At 52.2% G+C, this 16,008-nt stretch carries 13 protein-coding genes; 5 read left to right on the top strand and 8 right to left on the bottom strand.

What is annotated here, in order from left to right; genetic code table 11:
* Positions 1-145: 145 nt before the first annotated feature.
* The 4 genes from mvk to fni all read left to right on the top strand — a co-directional run bounded on the left by mvk (position 146) and on the right by fni (position 4,282).
* A complete protein-coding gene (gene mvk, locus FD28_RS02790) occupies positions 146-1,093 on the top strand; it encodes a mevalonate kinase (protein WP_057732362.1) in 948 nt (315 codons plus the stop codon).
* The gene (gene mvaD, locus FD28_RS02785; RefSeq protein ID WP_057732359.1) at positions 1,090-2,073 is read left to right on the top strand and encodes a diphosphomevalonate decarboxylase; all 984 of its coding nucleotides are present in this window, start codon (positions 1,090-1,092) and stop codon (positions 2,071-2,073) included. The genes mvk and mvaD overlap by 4 nt, the downstream gene beginning before the upstream one ends.
* 84 nt (positions 2,074-2,157) lie before the next feature.
* Positions 2,158-3,231, top strand: coding sequence for a phosphomevalonate kinase (locus FD28_RS02780; protein ID WP_057732357.1), 1,074 nt, complete (start codon positions 2,158-2,160; stop codon positions 3,229-3,231).
* A 10-nt stretch (positions 3,232-3,241) separates the two neighbouring features.
* On the top strand, positions 3,242-4,282 hold the full coding sequence (fni, locus tag FD28_RS02775; protein WP_057732355.1) for a type 2 isopentenyl-diphosphate Delta-isomerase: 1,041 nt from the start codon (positions 3,242-3,244) through the stop codon (positions 4,280-4,282).
* A gap of 584 nt (positions 4,283-4,866) precedes the next feature.
* Here fni and FD28_RS02765 read toward each other — a convergent pair.
* Positions 4,867-6,237 carry an RsmF rRNA methyltransferase first C-terminal domain-containing protein gene (locus FD28_RS02765; protein ID WP_057732351.1) on the bottom strand — a complete coding sequence of 457 codons (1,371 nt, stop codon included), beginning with the start codon at positions 6,235-6,237 and terminating at the stop codon, positions 4,867-4,869.
* A gap of 199 nt (positions 6,238-6,436) precedes the next feature.
* On the opposite strand from FD28_RS02765, the gene FD28_RS02760 reads away from it, so the two are divergent.
* Positions 6,437-7,249, top strand: coding sequence for a Cof-type HAD-IIB family hydrolase (locus FD28_RS02760; RefSeq protein ID WP_057732349.1), 813 nt, complete (start codon positions 6,437-6,439; stop codon positions 7,247-7,249).
* Positions 7,250-7,400: 151 nt separating this feature from the next.
* On the opposite strand, the gene FD28_RS02755 is transcribed toward FD28_RS02760, so the two are convergent.
* From FD28_RS02755 to FD28_RS02725, 7 genes are all read right to left on the bottom strand, one after another.
* Positions 7,401-8,552, bottom strand: a complete 1,152-nt coding sequence (locus FD28_RS02755; protein ID WP_057732347.1) for an ArgE/DapE family deacylase — start codon at positions 8,550-8,552, stop codon at positions 7,401-7,403.
* 374 nt (positions 8,553-8,926) lie between these two features.
* Positions 8,927-10,561 (bottom strand): glycoside hydrolase family 43 protein, encoded by a 1,635-nt coding sequence (locus FD28_RS02750; protein ID WP_057732344.1) that lies wholly within the window; start codon positions 10,559-10,561, stop codon positions 8,927-8,929.
* Positions 10,562-10,578: 17 nt separating this feature from the next.
* Complete coding sequence (locus tag FD28_RS02745; RefSeq protein WP_057732342.1) at positions 10,579-11,745, bottom strand: glycoside hydrolase family 5 protein; 1,167 nt, start codon at positions 11,743-11,745, stop codon at positions 10,579-10,581.
* A gap of 14 nt (positions 11,746-11,759) precedes the next feature.
* Entirely contained in the window at positions 11,760-13,001 is a 1,242-nt protein-coding gene (locus FD28_RS02740) for an MFS transporter (protein ID WP_057732340.1), read from the bottom strand.
* 172 nt (positions 13,002-13,173) lie between these two features.
* The gene (locus tag FD28_RS02735; protein WP_057732338.1) at positions 13,174-14,049 is read right to left on the bottom strand and encodes a helix-turn-helix transcriptional regulator; all 876 of its coding nucleotides are present in this window, start codon (positions 14,047-14,049) and stop codon (positions 13,174-13,176) included.
* A 67-nt stretch (positions 14,050-14,116) separates the two neighbouring features.
* A complete protein-coding gene (gene glpK / locus FD28_RS02730) occupies positions 14,117-15,616 on the bottom strand; it encodes a glycerol kinase GlpK (RefSeq protein WP_057732336.1) in 1,500 nt (499 codons plus the stop codon).
* 176 nt (positions 15,617-15,792) lie between these two features.
* Positions 15,793-15,981: a 2-hydroxymuconate tautomerase gene (locus FD28_RS02725; RefSeq protein WP_011667624.1), complete on the bottom strand. Its 189-nt coding sequence runs from the start codon at positions 15,979-15,981 to the stop codon at positions 15,793-15,795.
* Positions 15,982-16,008 lie beyond the last annotated feature (27 nt).

Genomic DNA, 16,008 nt, shown 5'->3' with positions numbered 1-16,008 from the left:
ACACCTGTTTTGGCGGAAAACTTTCTATAGAAAGGGTTAATTTTTCGTAGAATTGCGGATTTTCGTTGGCAAAACTAGCGCAATGGGAGTCAGTAGAGTATGATATTCTGGTAGGAAATTTAATGTAGAAAGTGAGCGAGCAAACTTGGGTAGCACGGTAAGCGGACAAAGCAACGCCAAAATCATTCTCATCGGCGATCACAGCGTGGTGTATGGTCAACCGGCTATCGCCTTACCTTTGCCTTCGGTCACAACCAACGTGACCATGCGCACGGCAAGCCACGGCCAGCACCTTAGCAGTCGCTACTTTGACGGGCCCATCGCGCAGTTGGGACAAAACCTCGCGGGTGTTGCCGCGTTGATCGATACGCTCCTCACCCGCTTCGATGGTCACGAGACCCCCTTCGACATGACGATTACCAGTGACTTACCCGCCGAACGGGGAATGGGGTCCTCAGCCGCCGTTGCGGTGGCCATCACACGGGCAATGTATGCTTTTTTTGACCGGCCATTGAACCGGGATCTTTTACTGACTAACGCGGCAATCGCGGAAAAGATTACGCACGGTAACCCCAGTGGCATCGACGCCGCAACCGTAAGCTCCGATGTGCCCATCTGGTTCGTTCCCCACCAGGAAACGACGCAGATTCCCTTCGCCTTACAAGGTTACCTGGTTATCGCCGACAGTGGCATTAAGGGCCAGACCGGCAAGGCGGTCGCGGCCGTGGCACGGCGTAAAACGGCCTTGCCGGTTGAAACTGAACAACAGATTCAGACACTCGGCCAGCTAAGTGCCGACGCCCGAGTGGCACTGGCCAAGCCCGATTTGGCTCACTTAGGCACCATCATGAGCGCGGCGCAAGACCAATTGCACGGTCTGGGCGTCAGCTCCCCCGAGTTGGATCACCTGACACAGGTTGCCACGACTAATGGTGCCCTGGGCGCCAAATTAACCGGTGGCGGTATGGGCGGTTGCCTGATTGCCCTGTGTCCCGATTTAGCAACCACACAACGGGTTAAGGAAAGCTTAGTGACGGCTGGCGCCACGGCAACGTGGATCGAAGCCTTTAACTTAGAGGAGGAACACCAATGACCGCAACGGCAACTGCAAGAGCACATACCAACATTGCGCTCGTCAAATACTGGGGCAAGGCCGATACTGACCTGATTATCCCCCAAACGGGTAGTTTATCCCTCACATTGGATCAATTTTATACGGATACGACCGTCACGTTCGATGAGGGTCTCACCGCCGATGACGTTATCGTCAATGGCGAGCGCCTCTCAGCACAACGGGCGACTAAAGTACATAACTTCTTAAACCTGGTGCGCCAGCAGTCTTCGCGGGCCTCTTTTGCGCGAGTAACTTCCGTCAATCACGTGCCAACCGCAGCTGGCCTGGCCTCTTCAGCCTCCGCTTTTGCGGCGCTGGCTGGTGCGGCGAGCCAGGCGGCCGGACTAACACTTGACCGCACGGCGCTTTCACGACTGGCCCGGCGCGGATCGGGTTCAGCCACGCGATCTATCTTTGGTGGCTTTGTCGAATGGCACGCGGGCCACGATGATCTCAGCTCGTACGGCGTACCCCTGGTTGAAAAGGTGGAGTGGCCCATTGCTGTAGTGGCACTGGTTCTTGACCCCCACCATAAAAAAATCAGTTCACGCCAAGGGATGCAGAGTAGCGTCAACACGTCCCCATTTTATCCGGCGTGGCAACAGATTGTGGCCGATGATTTGGCCGCCATCAAGCCCGCCATTCTCGCACAAGACTTTACGACAGTAGGCGAAACGCTGGAATCCAACGCCATGCGGATGCACGCTCTGACACTGAGCGCCTGGCCACCCTATAGTTATTTCAACGGTGACACCCTGGCGGCCATGCAGACGGTCAAGGAACTCCGCGCGGCTGGCGTAGAATGTTACTACACGCTGGACGCCGGTCCTAACCTGAAGATTTTCTGCCAAAACAGCGACATTGCCGCGATCACGAAACGTTTCAGCCAACAGTTTGGCGGCGACAACGTCATCGTGGCGCACCCCGGACCGGGGATTCAATTCCTGGACGAGGCCTGAATTGGCGAGCAACCGCCTCTTTCAAAACACTAACACGCTAACATCACTAAAAAACATTTATCGTTACAGAAGGGACCTGATTTTTTGATTTCCGCGCAAGCACCCGGAAAACTCTATATTGCTGGCGAATACGCCGTGGTTGAACCGGGATATCCGGCAATTATCGTTGCCTTAAACCAGTTCGTCACCGTGACCATCGCACCGAGCCACGACTATGGCCGGATCGCCTCCAAACAATACCAAGAGAACTCCCTTTACTGGCAACGCCAGGGAACCGAGCTCGTTTTTGACAATCGGGATAATCCCTTTCACTATATCTTATCCGCCATTCGCCTGACCGAGCAGTACGCGCAGTCACTGGGCAAGCCCCTGGCCATCTATCACCTCAACGTGAACAGTGACCTGGATAGCGCCGATGGCAAGAAGTATGGCCTCGGTTCTTCCGCCGCCGTCACCGTAGCAACCGTCAAGGCCCTTTGCCAATTCTATGACATTGATATGCCCAAGGATCGCCTTTTCAAATTGGCCGCTATTGCCCACCTCGATGTACAGGGTAACGGGTCACTCGGCGACATTGCCGCCTCCGTTTACGGTGGTTGGATCGCTTACCAGGCGTTTGATCGCGACTGGCTGGCGTCCGCACGCCGAGAGATCAGCCTGACTGACCTCTTAACAATGGACTGGCCTGGCTTACAGATTGAACTTTTGACGCCACCCGAATCTCTCCGTCTGATGATCGGCTGGACCGGAACACCGGCCTCCACCTCTCACCTGGTCGACAAGGTGGCCCTATTTAAGGCAACCCGACGCGACGACTACCACACCTTCCTGCGGGAAAGCAAGGCGTGCCTGCAGCGGATGATCGCCGGGTTCCACGCCCAAGATTTAGAGGCCATTCAGACCGAGATCGGCATTAATCGCCAGCTGCTCAATCAATTGGCCGGCTTAAGCCACGTCACCATTGAGACCAAGCTACTTAAGACCATGTGTGACATTGCCGTTCATATCGGTGGTGCCGCGAAATCCTCCGGTGCTGGTGGTGGTGACTGTGGTATCGTCATCATCAACGCCGCCAAGGATCTCGCTAGCCTGTTGAAAGAATGGGAACACCGCGGCATTGAGCCTTTAAAGTTGAACGTCCATCACGTGATTGAATAAGGAGACCGCTATGGCACAACTCTCACGCCACGCCCATCGGAAGGATGAACACCTCTCGTTGGCTGAAAAATTCTATCAACCCACGACAACCAGTCAGTTTGACCAATTGCGCTTTATCCACCAAAGTTTACCCGAAATGACTTACACCGATGTCGATCTCAGCTCACAGTTGGGACCGCTCGCGTTACCCGTTCCCCTGATGATCGAGGCCATGACTGGGGGCAGTCCCCGCACAGGCAAGGTAAACGCCATGCTGGGCCGCATTGCGGCGGCCACGGGGATGCCGGTCGCCAGTGGTTCACAAAGTATTGCGCTCAAGGATGCCAGTGCAGCGGCGACCTTTACCGTTCTTCGGGAAAACAATCCCGACGGCCTGGTCTTCGCTAACATTGGCGCCGGCCACTCGGTGGCACAAGCGCGAGCAGCCGTCGAGATGCTGGCCGCCGATGCCCTGGAGATTCACGTCAATGCAGCGCAGGAATTGGTCATGCCCGAAGGCGATCGCGATTTTCACTGGCGAGATGACATTGGCGAGATTGTGGCGGCGCTCGACGTTCCCGTTATCGTCAAGGAGGTTGGTTTTGGCATGGCCCACGAGACACTGACGCAACTAGCAAATGTTGGCGTTCAGTATGTGGATTTGGGCGGCCGTGGTGGCACGAATTTCGCACAGATTGAAAATTTCCGGCGACCTGAAAAAGAGCTGACGTACCTGGCTGGCTGGGGCCAATCGACCGTTGAGTCCCTGTTCGAGTCCCAACAAGTCCCGGCTCTGACCGTCATTGCCACCGGTGGTGTTCGTCAGCCACTGGATGCGGCAAAGGCCCTAGCTCTGGGCGCATCCGTGGTTGGCAGCGCTGGTCAAATTCTCCACAGTTTGATCAAAACCGACGAAGCCACAACCACGCAACGCCTATTGGACTGGCAGACCGGACTCAAAACCATTATGACCTTACTTGGTGCCCCCAATTTGGCGGCACTACGGGAAAAACAACTGCTTTTGTCCCCCGAATTAGAAAGTTATTGTCGCCAACGGGGGTTCACGAAGTAACGCTTTTTGCCCCTTACAAAAACTAGAAAAATCCCCATAGAATGACCAGGTTGGTTACAAAACCACTGCTGCCATTCTATGGGGATTTTTTTCATCTCATGCTAAAAGCCTACACCGCCATTCACCGATCCTAAAACTCGATCTGGCAAGCTGGCCAGTACTTCACCTGCGGCTGCCAGAGATTCCGGCTGCTGTGGGGATCGCCTGCGGCCTGAGAAGCGGTCCTCCGGCTCGGTTTGAAGCCCGGCAAAATTCGCCGGTCTCCAAACACGTCCCACGCTGTAAGCCGAAGAATCGGCTAACACCGTTGTCACGGCTGCCTCCATCTCTGGCCTCCTCCGGTTACGTTGATCTATCCCAACGTATTGGGAAACGGACTGTGTAGCCGTGAGTGAGTCAAATTTGAGCTCAGCCGTGGGATTTTCCAAGTGATCTCTCTTGGAAAATGGCGTCTTTGAGACGTGAATTTTTCGGCTCAAAGCGAGGGAGAAGACCGCTCTTCAGGCTTCTCCTGTCCTGCCCACCGCGTTCCAGTTCAAATTTGGCGAACGGTAAGGCGGCAATCCTCCATGAGGTTGCCCCAGTTAAATCACTTGATCCGTATCGTAGACCGTGAAACGCAGGCCCTTAGGGAAGAAGTTCTTCACCGTGTTGCCCACGACCTTCCCAAATCCAACGGGCTGATCCGCACACGTCAGAAGGTACCACCCCTTTTGTGGCGCCGTCTCCAGTGTAAAGGTCTCGCCGTGAACCCAGGCTCGCCACTGATCCGTGGTAATAGCTAATGTCTGTTTGACTGCTTGCGTATCACTGGCTAAGGCTAGTGCATAGGCAGGTTCAAACCGATTCTTCTTGAAGGTTCCCAGGTGTAATCCTGGCCGAAAGACGTGGCATTTTTTCAGGTTCGGTAGGCCCGCTGGCACGGCAAAGAGTTGATCCTTAACCGTCACCAAGTCAGACCAATCCTGACTACCCAGAACTTGGTCGGCAAATTCCTGCCACAACTTACGCTGGTCACCCGTCAATGGAGTTCCCAGTTTAGCTTGGCCGTGAAACGCCTGGGCATCGCCTTCATCCCGTTCTAGCTTGGCTACAAAGTGACCTTCACCCGCCATCAGGTGTGGGAACAACCGGGCGGCCTTCTTTAATTCTGGATTGCCATTTGCCCACTCTGGTTTTGCATCCACGACGCCCCCAACCTTGGTAATGGGTACCAGATGGAACTCGGGGAAGTTGTCGAGAACCCAGGCCATCATCTGTTCATCTTCCTCCGGCGCAAACGTACACGTCGAGTAGATCAGCTGACCACCCGGTTTCACCATTTTCAAGGCTTCCGTCATAATCTCGCGTTGCCGTGTGGCACAATCCTGCACGTAATCCAGGGACCAGTAGGACATTGCATCGGGATCCTTGCGGAACATGCCCTCGCCGGAGCAAGGGGCATCCACGAGCACCTTATCAAAGTAGTCCGGAAAAACGGGGCTCAGTCGATCGGGAGATTCATTCAAAATCACGGCCGACTTAACGCCAAACCGTTCCACGTTTTCGGCTAAAACCTTAACGCGTTTGCGATTAATCTCATTTGTGACCAATAACCCCGTCCCCTGCAAGTAGCTGGCCAGATGCGTGGTCTTGCCCCCAGGTGCGGCACACAAGTCCAAGACCTTTTCACCCGGCTGGGGGGCAGCGGTAGCCCCAACAAACATCGCACTGGGTTCCTGACTGTAAACTGCCCCGCTCTGGTGGGTGAGTGTCCGACCACCCACCGTGCCAAAATGGCCCAAAGGCTCATACGGCACACTGGGGGCTGCGGTTAACGCGGCCGGGAGATGATGATGCGCTGGATTTGTCCGGTAGCCACTCAGACTTGGGGTGTCAAAACTGGCCAGAAAGTCATCCGCTTCTGCGCCTAAAAGCCGTTGGTATTTCGTTACAAAGTCTTCAGGTAAATTCACCGTTATTCCTCCATCTTGCTAGTCACAATTTGTTTAGTTGCTATATACATAATGCTTAATTCATCACTTTTACTTTGCCTATTATACCCGTTTCTATAAGCCAGCACTACCCCGTTAGCGATTGAAATGAGTGCAACCCGCTTGAAACTATGTTAAATTGAAAGGGTTACTTTATTTCAAAATTGCGAGGTGTTCTCTGTTGGAACGAAAATTAATCGCCATTGATTTAGATGGCACCACTTTAAATGCGGACGCCAAGGTCTCGGCTAAGACGAAGGCCGTTTTGACTCAGGCCCGCGAAGCTGGTCACATCGTCAGCATTGTGACGGGACGGCCGAACCGCATCTCGTCAAATTTTTACGATGAACTGAACTTGGATGGCCCCATGATTAACTTTAATGGGAGTCTGGGCCACATTCCCCACCAACACTGGCAGGGTGAGTATCAGTACACCTTTAACAAGGAAATTGCCTTTGACTTGCTCGCGCATCGCGAGGAACTGGGTATCAATATGATTGCGGCTGAGGGCAAGGACCTCTTTCTGGCGGTTCGTAACCACCCCGTCGAAGTCGGCTTCTTTCCCACGGTTCTCCAATCCAATGAAATTCTTAATCAAAAAACGCTCCGCGAAAACCCCACCAGTCTCACGGTGGCCGTCGATCGCAGCCACCAGGATCATCTCTTAAGCTACCTTCGGCACAACTTTAGCGACGTCATCGACGCTGCCCCTTGGGGTGGTCCGAACGCCGTCGTGGAATTGGGCGCTAAGGGCGTCCAAAAAGCGACTGGAGTTGAAGTGTTGGCCCACCATTACCACGTTGAGCGGCAAAACATTATTGCCTTTGGAGACGAACACAACGACGCCGCAATGATCGATTACGCGGGTTGGGGTGTCGCCATGCAAAACGCCACCACGCCCATTAAACAACTGGCCAATGACGTGACCACCTTAGACAACGATCATGATGGACTGGCTTCCTACCTGCAAAGGTATCTCAAACTGGCTGAATAAGCTGTAAAACGAAACGCACGACCCCCTTTTTATCAGGGGTTCGCGCGTTTTTTTGATAGCTTATTTGAACCAGTTCATCCCGATAGCGACCAGAACATGACCGAAATGTCCACGTTTCAGGCCAACTTTAAGGCCTGTTCCCGTGCGATCGCTAGCGCTCCTCCAGATACCCCGTCATGAGCTTCTGGTAGAGTTCAGTGAAGTCTAAATACATCTGCTGATCGACGTACTCATCGACCTGGTGAGCCGTCTCGTTGCCCGGCCCGAAGACGATGAAGGGGTAATTGTGGCCCTTATCCTTCAGCAGGTTTGAGGCGTCCGTCACGGCCGGTAATGCCAATTTGGGAATGGGTGCTCCCGCGTAACTGGCACCAATCGCAGCGGCCAAGTTACTCAAGGCGTTATCCTTAGGTTCCTCAACGGGTGACTGCGACATGTAGATGTCCATGGTCACGTGACCACCCTGTTCGTTCACCTGCGTCACCAGTTGCTGAAGAACCTGGGTGACGGTGGCATTGTCAAATTCGGGAATGGTCCGTACATTCAGTTCAGCCGAGGCCTCAGCCGGAATGGAGTTCACCTGATTGCCGCCATGAAAGACCGTGGTGTTGAAGGTCAAAGCCCCCAACGCAGCATTCACACGATCCGTCTTCCGAAAGGCCTCATTTGCCTGTCCCAACAAGGAAAGTAAGGGATCAATGGCATTTTGCCCGAGCTCTGGCATCGAACTGTGGGCGGCCTTCCCCTGCGACGTTAAGCGGACATCCATGGACCCCTTGTGAGCGGAGAAGATGTGATAGCCCGTGGGTTCACCGATCAGCAAGGCGTCAACATCACTCATGTTGCCCGCCTCGTAAAAGGCCTCAGAACCCGTCTCACCCACTTCTTCACCTACGGTAGCCATGAGCCGAATCGTCCCGTTCGTGGGCTTACCGGCCGCGTGCAGTTCAATCATGGCAATCACCAGTGCGGCAAGGCCCGCCTTCATATCGGTGATACCTCGACCGTACAGTTTGCCAGCGTGGGCCGTCACCGTGAAGGGATCGCTCTTCCAAGCGGTCACGTCTCCGGGTGAAACCACGTCCATGTGGCCAGAAACACCCAGTACGGGGTGACCCGTCCCAATTTCGGCAATCAAATTAGCACGCGTCTCACTCAACGCGACCAATTTCGCCTGAATGTTGTGTGCCGCAAAGACCCGTTGCAGGTAATGGGCAACCTCGTTTTCATGATCATTGACCGACTGAATCGCGACCAGATCCGTCAAAATCTTTAGCTTCTGTTCATCCGTAAACACTGCCATCGCTGATTCCTCCTTAATTAGTTAAATTGTAACGCAATCAACGGGCAAACACATTCAATTTGCCCCTGCCAAGATTTTCAAGACTGGCATTAAAACGCCCCTATTCTTACTAACGATTAAATTCGCTAATAAGTCTCATCTTTCTTGATCAAAATTAGATTGAAAAAGTTGTTGTATACGACAAGAATCTGCTAAAATAGCATCCATGATTTTTGAGTTGGCAAAATTTGACCAATTTGGGACCCGCCTTCTGCCAAAATGAGATTTCAGGACAAAAAGAGCGCGGAATCTCCTCTTGTAAGCTAATATTGTAATAGACAAAAAGCACATTCATAGGATTTGTCATCCCCTGAATGCGCCCTATTTTTTCGCGTTTATCCCTGATTCTCCGTCATAAACCAACTAAAGTCGGCGTATGATTCACGACGATAGGCGTCCCAGGCGCCGATCCCGACCATCAGGCCCGTGAACCCGTCAACGTCCTCATCCGACAGGTAACTGATGTCAACGGCATCCCCAACTGGGGCCCATTTGGCATTGACGTTTTCCCGCCAGGAGAACTGGGCACGATCGTCGTTGGTCGTCACCTTAAGCTCGGCCGCCGAACTCACTACCGGAATCTTCACGGGTTCCAATTCCGTGCGCTCCCCATCTTTGGCCTGCACCACATCCAGCACCGTCTGATCATTAATTTCATCATAGCTGAGTCGTTCAAATAACCAGTTGTGATTGTCGTAGTACAAAACGAGCCCCGCGGATTGGGAGAAGTGAATCGGCTTAAACTTCACACTCGTCGTTGCCGTCTCGTGGAAACTGGTTACTGCCGTTGCCATAAGCGACACGTCCATCCGGGAGAAGAATGACTGCCGGCCCCGTAACCGCAGCCCCTGATTATTCAGGTTAATCCAATCCTTAGTCGGCCGGCTGTACGGCGTCAACCAGTGAAGATCGAGCTCAGGCTTACCAAAGTCATCGACTAGGTTAAATGGCAGTTGCGCGTGATCCAGCTCAATGCCCGTCATTCCTGGCGTTGTGGCCTTAGCCAAGTTACTGCCATCGGCCATACGCAACCAACCGTCCGCTGTCCAGGTCATCTTCTGAAGCGACGTTTCCCGTCCCAGGATGGAATGCAGGCCTGGCAAGGGCCGTGCCGACAAGTGTGCCACGTACCATTCGCCCGTTTGCGTCGAGACGAGTGAGCCGTGCCCCGCCTTTTGTAGCGGCGCATCCGGATTGTATAGATCTGGCCGGCCGGCATCGGGATCGTTCCGCCGGTAGTAATAGTACGGCGTTGACGTGATGATGGGATTCTGCGGATCGGATTCGTAGGGTCCCGTAATCTGCTTAGACCGCTGTAAGACCACGGCATGGCCGTAACCCGTGCCCCCCTCGGCCGTCATGAGGTAATAATAACCGTCATGTTTGTACAGGTGGGGGGCTTCTTGGGCGCCACGGTCGGTGCCGCCGCGCGTGATGCGGACGGGATCGCCAACGAGCTTACCCTTTTCAGGATCAAACTCTTCCAAAACAATGGCACCTGGATGTTGGTAACCGAGACGGGTCTCCCATTCTAGGGTAACAACCCACTTGCGGCCGTCATCATCGTGGAATAATGAAGGATCAAACCCAATTGAATTCAGGTAGATCGGCTTACTCCAGGGTCCCAGGATGCTAGAGGCAGACATCGTATAGTTATCGGCATCAAACATCCGGCCATCCTGGTTGTTCATCTTGCTAAAGGTCATCCAATACAGCTCTGTCTGCGCGTCATAGGACAGGTCGGGTGCCCAGATACCGCCGGGCGTCATGGTTCCCCGCAAATCAACCTCGGGCACATCGGCTAGTGGATGCGCAATCAGTTCCCAATTAGCGAGATCCTTAGAATGGAAGACCTGAATACCGGGATTCCAGTGGAACGTCGACGTTGCAATGTAGTAATCCTCACCAACCCGTAAGATTGAAGGGTCCGGGGTGAAACCGGGGAGAATTGGATTTTTAATTTCAGTCATAAACGACAATCTCCTTTTTATAAATCTTGCGGATCAATCCAATGTTGATCCAAAGCACGGCTAGCACTCCAAGAATCCCAACCATACCAAGCTGGTTCATTAATGGTGTCAATATTCAATTTATAGGTCCAGAAAAAGTAACCACTGCCATTGTTCCAAGCATTAACCTGGGCCCGCCAAAGTTCTTGGTAAGCCTTAACTAACTGTGCATCATCGCGGCGATTAACCGTTCCGACCATTTTCTCTTGTGTTGGGTTAACGCCGCCCTTCGTATCAATCCCAGCTGTATAGGAATTGAACAAGGAAAATTCGCCAGTGACAACGGGAACCTCTTGGGCAACTGCTGCAATCTTCTTCCCGAAATCCTGCATGACTCTAACATAATTTGCCACAGTTTGCGGTGTTCCGGAAAGCTCTGCCATCATCAAGTATTGATGCGTATCGAGAACCACATTTTCAAAAGAATTCGTTGCAAAGAAGTCCTGCCAAGCATCAAACTCAAAGCCATCATGAAAGTAAATGGCCTTATCAACGGGTAAATCTTCACGCAACCTATTATATGCCCTCAAATAGAAGTCATACAAGAAATCTAATGTAATCGGTTTACTTTTTTCTGCAAGTTCTGGCTCACGTGCCTTATATCGGGTAGACATTGACTGAAACATTGTCGCCGTCGCGGGTTCATTTAACACTTCAATTCCCAACAAGCCTGAACGGTTGCCATATCGCTTGGCAAGTCGTTGCAAGACGCTTAGGGCAAAATCGACTTCCTGTGGTTGTTGTGCCCAAGTGCAGACACCAGAAATGCCGCCATTGTCAAAACCATTCTGACTTCCTGGAACTGTATGCAAATCAATTAAAATCTTCAGTCCATATGCCTCCGCCCAAGCAAATGCATTGTCCAGCTCTTGAATGCACCCCACAAATGGTGGGCGATCACCAAAGATAAAATAGGGCACTGGAATTCTGACCGTGTTAAATCCACGATTGGCAATGGTGATAAAGTCGGCTTCCGTGATAAATTCCGCACGATGCATTTTAATTCTGGTTTCATATACTGCCGTGGGTAAGTCCTGAGCCAAATAATATTCATCATCGCTTGGCACACCATCAAATAAATGCGGTGACATCCACTTTTCCAAGACTAACCAACCACCTAAGTTAACACCTTTAATTTTGATCATATGATTTCACTCCTCTACTTAACTTTTTTAATGCACATAATCATGACACAACCAATGATGCAGATAACGGCCATGACGGGGAATATGAGCCGGTAGCCAGCTAATGAAATGACTGCACCTGCTGTGACTGGTCCCATAATCTGACCCAAAGTTGCCGACAAATTCATAACGCCTAAATCCTTGGCCGCAGTTTTAGGATTGGGTAACACAGCAATATTTAAGGCCTGATCAACCGCTAGATAGGCCCCATTTCCAATACCAGATAGAACGGCGTATACCAGCATGGTCCACGGTGCTGCATCGAAAAATGGAAAGAGGCCGGCAATCGCAATCATTAGAGTAGCCAATGCAACGGGCATCTTCAACCGCCCAATTTTATCTGCCAGCGGTCCTGAGACTGCACCAAAGACAATCGCTGTGACCATCAAAATCATTGAAATAATCGCAACCATCCGCGAGGTCGTAGACTGACTCAAGCGCATGTAGTCTGTCAAGATGTAGAGCTGGTAACCAGTAATCATGTACGATCCCACCATCATCAAGAACTTGCCCAACAGTGCTAAATAAAAATCGCCTGCATTCTTTACTGGAAACGCAAATGATGCTAACAGCTCGCTTCCTTTGAGCGGGACTTTTGGTTCATCGGCACTTGAGGGCTCTTTGATCAAGAACATGGCAATAACTGTCAAAACGACTTGTACGAGCGCAAACACCCAAATTCCGATGTTTACTTTGCTTAGGAACTGGGAAGCAACCACACCTGAACCATAAGCACCAATCGACATGCCAATCCCGTAAAATGAGGAAACGGTTCCGCGATACTTGGGGTCAATTGCATCGGCAATAATCGCAACCATTGGCGCAACAATCGCATTAAGAGTCAATTGATAGATTGTCCAAGTAATTAACAGAATCGGAATTGTCGGCGACCAAGATAAAACGAAAAACATCAGCACACTACCAATTGTGCCTCCGATAATCCAAGGCTTACGTTTACCGAATTTTGAACGCGTTCTATCGGATAAAGCGCCTTCAATTAAGTTGGCAAACATCGCCACAATCATGGCAATCGCCGCAAAGGTTGCCACCAACTTAACCTTGTTTATTGGATCAAGCATCCCAATCTTGGCAGGCAATAACGTTCCGTTCATCCCTGAATAGGGCCCCATCCAGCTAACACACCCAATTAACAGTCCCCATGCCAACCGTTTGGGCATCTTCTTTGTTTGCGTCGGATTCATGATAGCATCAGCCATTCCAAAACACTCCTTATTTATTTTGAAAGAATACGATCAATTTTTGTGAATAAGCCTTAATAATTTAACTCTAATCGTCAAATCCTTCGTCAAGGGTTCGTGAAGCGCTTACAAAAACTATTCTATCCGAAATTTACGCACAAAAAAGAGGATAATTCGTATAGAACTATCCCTAATTCGTACGATTCTCTTTTAAGTCGCGCAGGTAAGCGCTGGGCGTCTGCCCGAAATGCTTCTTAAATTCTCGGGTAAAGTGGCTGGGTGCAGTATAGGCTAGTTTGGCCGAAACTGCATTGATCCGCGCACGCGGTTGGCGCAGCAGTTCCTTAGCGGTCGCCAATTTCAAATTAATCAGGTACTGCTGGGGTGATTCGTGATAATACTTCTGAAAGAGCTTTAATGCGTAGCTCTGGGAGATGTTGCGTTTGGCAATAATTCGGGCCACGGATGGCTGCTGGGGCACCGCAGCGTGGTACACCTGGTAGTCCAGCTGCGCCTTGAGATCGCTGGCCAATTGGTGACACAGCATGAACTGGTCGACATCCGCGGCTTGCGGGGTGAATTTGCCCGCCGCCTTCAAGTCCTTGACCAGCGTCATGATGAGATCAATCACACTCACCTGCAGATCCAGCTGATCGGCCAGGTTGTAATCCGGACCGATCATGGCCATAAGCTGTTCCGCCTGTCGCTTCAACCGCGGATACAACGCATCTTGCGGCGTGATGATCCGTCCCGCATACTCGCGAATCAGCAGATAACGCAGCGCGGGATCGTCGAGATTAAAATGCATGCAGAAATAGGTCATTGGGCGGTGGTCCAGCGCGTAGTTCGCGTGCCGCGTCTCAATGGGGATGATCGTGAGCTCCCCGGCCTGCAAGACTAATTCCCCCGTCTCCGTGATCGTACGTTGCCGGCCCTTCAGAATATACATCAACTCAAAGGCCGGATGTTCCTCGGCCGGCCATTGCCAGCCAGCCGGCACCGTCTCCAAGTGCCCGCCAAACAGCGTAAAGTGCGTGTTGATCACCGGTAAATAGTCGATTGCCATCTCGCCAACCTCCTAACAAAAACCGACCACCGACCAACGCGGCCAGTGATCGGTTTCCAACATTTATTTAGTCTTCAAAAGCTTGGGTCGCCTTGATAGCGGCTTGCCAACCCTTGTAGCATTTCTCACGTTTGTCGGCCGCCATCTGTGGGGTGAATTCATCCCGCAAGGCGTGCATCTTCCGAATGGCATCCATGTCGGGCCAGAAACCAACGGCTAACCCGGCGAGGTATGCCGCACCCAGCGCCGTGGTTTCATTGATGGCTGCCCGCTTGATGGGTGTATCCAGGATATCGGCCTGGAACTGCATTAAGAAGTTGTTATTGGCCGCACCACCATCGACACTCAAGGATTGAATATCTAGGCCCGTTTCGTTGGTCATCGTGTCCACAACATCCCGCGTTTGATAAGCGATGGCTTCGACCGTGGCCCGCACGAACTGTTCACGCGTGGTCCCGCGCGTCAGGCCAAAGACGGCGCCCCGCGTTTCTTGGTTCCAGTATGGCGCACCCAAACCCGTGAAGGCAGGTACCACGTAGACGTTCCCGGTCGTCTTGGCATCGACGGCCATCTTCTCGGATTCGCCGGCGTGCTCGAAGAACCGCATCCCGTCACGTAACCACTGTACGGCGGAGCCGGCCACGAAGATCGACCCTTCCAACGCGTAGGTGACCTTGCCGTTGAGGCCATAGGCAATCGTCGTCAGCAGGCCGTTGTGAGACAACGTCGGTTCTTCACCGGTGTTCATCACGATAAAGGCCCCGGTCCCGTAGGTGTTCTTGACCATCCCTTTATCAAAGGCCGTCTGACCAAACAGAGCCGCCTGTTGGTCCCCAGCGATTCCGGCGATTGGTACCTGGACCCCGGAGAACGTGTAACCAGCGGTGTAGCCGTAGATTTCAGAAGATGACCGTACCTCAGGCAACATGGCAGCTGGAATGTTCATCCAGTTCAGGATGTCATCGTCCCATTTCAGATCATGAATGTTGTAGAGCATGGTCCGACTGGCATTGGTGTAATCGGTGGCGTGTACCCGGCCGCCGGTGAGCTTCCAGAGAATCCAGGTATCGATGGTCCCAAAAAGCAGTTCGCCACGTTCAGCGCGCTCCTGGGCCCCTTCAACGTGGTCTAAGATCCAGCGAATCTTGGTGGCGGAGAAGTAGGAATCAATCACCAATCCGGTCTTATCGTGAATGGCATCGGTGTAGCCGTCCTTTTTAAGTTGGTCGGCCAAGTCACTGGTCTGCTTGGACTGCCAGACCACCGCGTGATAGATCGGTTCCCCGGTCTTTTTGTCCCAGACAATCGTGGTTTCCCGTTGATTGGTGATCCCAATTCCCCGAACCTTGTAGGGTTGGACGTCGGAATCGATCAGGGCATCGGAAATGACGGACTGTACCGCATTCCAGATTTCGTTGGCATCGTGTTCGACCCAGCCAGGCTGTGGGAAGTATTGGTGAAATTCCCGTTGTGCCTGTCCAGCAATTTGGCCGTGCCGGTCGAATAAAATAGCGCGGGTGCTTGTCGTCCCTTCGTCAATTGCCATCATGTATTGTTGATCATTCATTGTCATAGACTCTCCATTCATTCGTTGTTAGCAACGGCCTAGATCCACCGTGATGTCGCACTTGCTACTAGTATACCGAAAAGTGTACGCCGCGCCAAACGTTTTTGCAAATGAAACCGCCACCAAGACGACTATGTCGGAGTTGGTGGCGGTTTATAAGATTTCGGAAATCTTGCTTACTTTTCGTCGCTCTTCAAAACGCCGGCCACGCCGTAACGGTTAGGTTGCATTTCACGGAGAATCACGTGGACGTGTTCGGCTGGAGCACCAGTGTTCTTAGTCACTGCAGTCGTTACGTCTTGTACCAAGGCCTTGAGTTGGTCTTGTGAACGGCCCGCAATCAAATCAATGTTAACAATTGGCATTTTTTTCGTTCCCTTCTTAATTGAATG

It is taken from the genome of Levilactobacillus hammesii DSM 16381, assembly GCF_001434395.1.
Lineage (GTDB): Bacteria > Bacillota > Bacilli > Lactobacillales > Lactobacillaceae > Levilactobacillus > Levilactobacillus hammesii.
The sequence above is the reverse complement of the archived record's forward strand: the minus strand, read 5'-3'. Positions and strand labels throughout refer to the sequence as shown.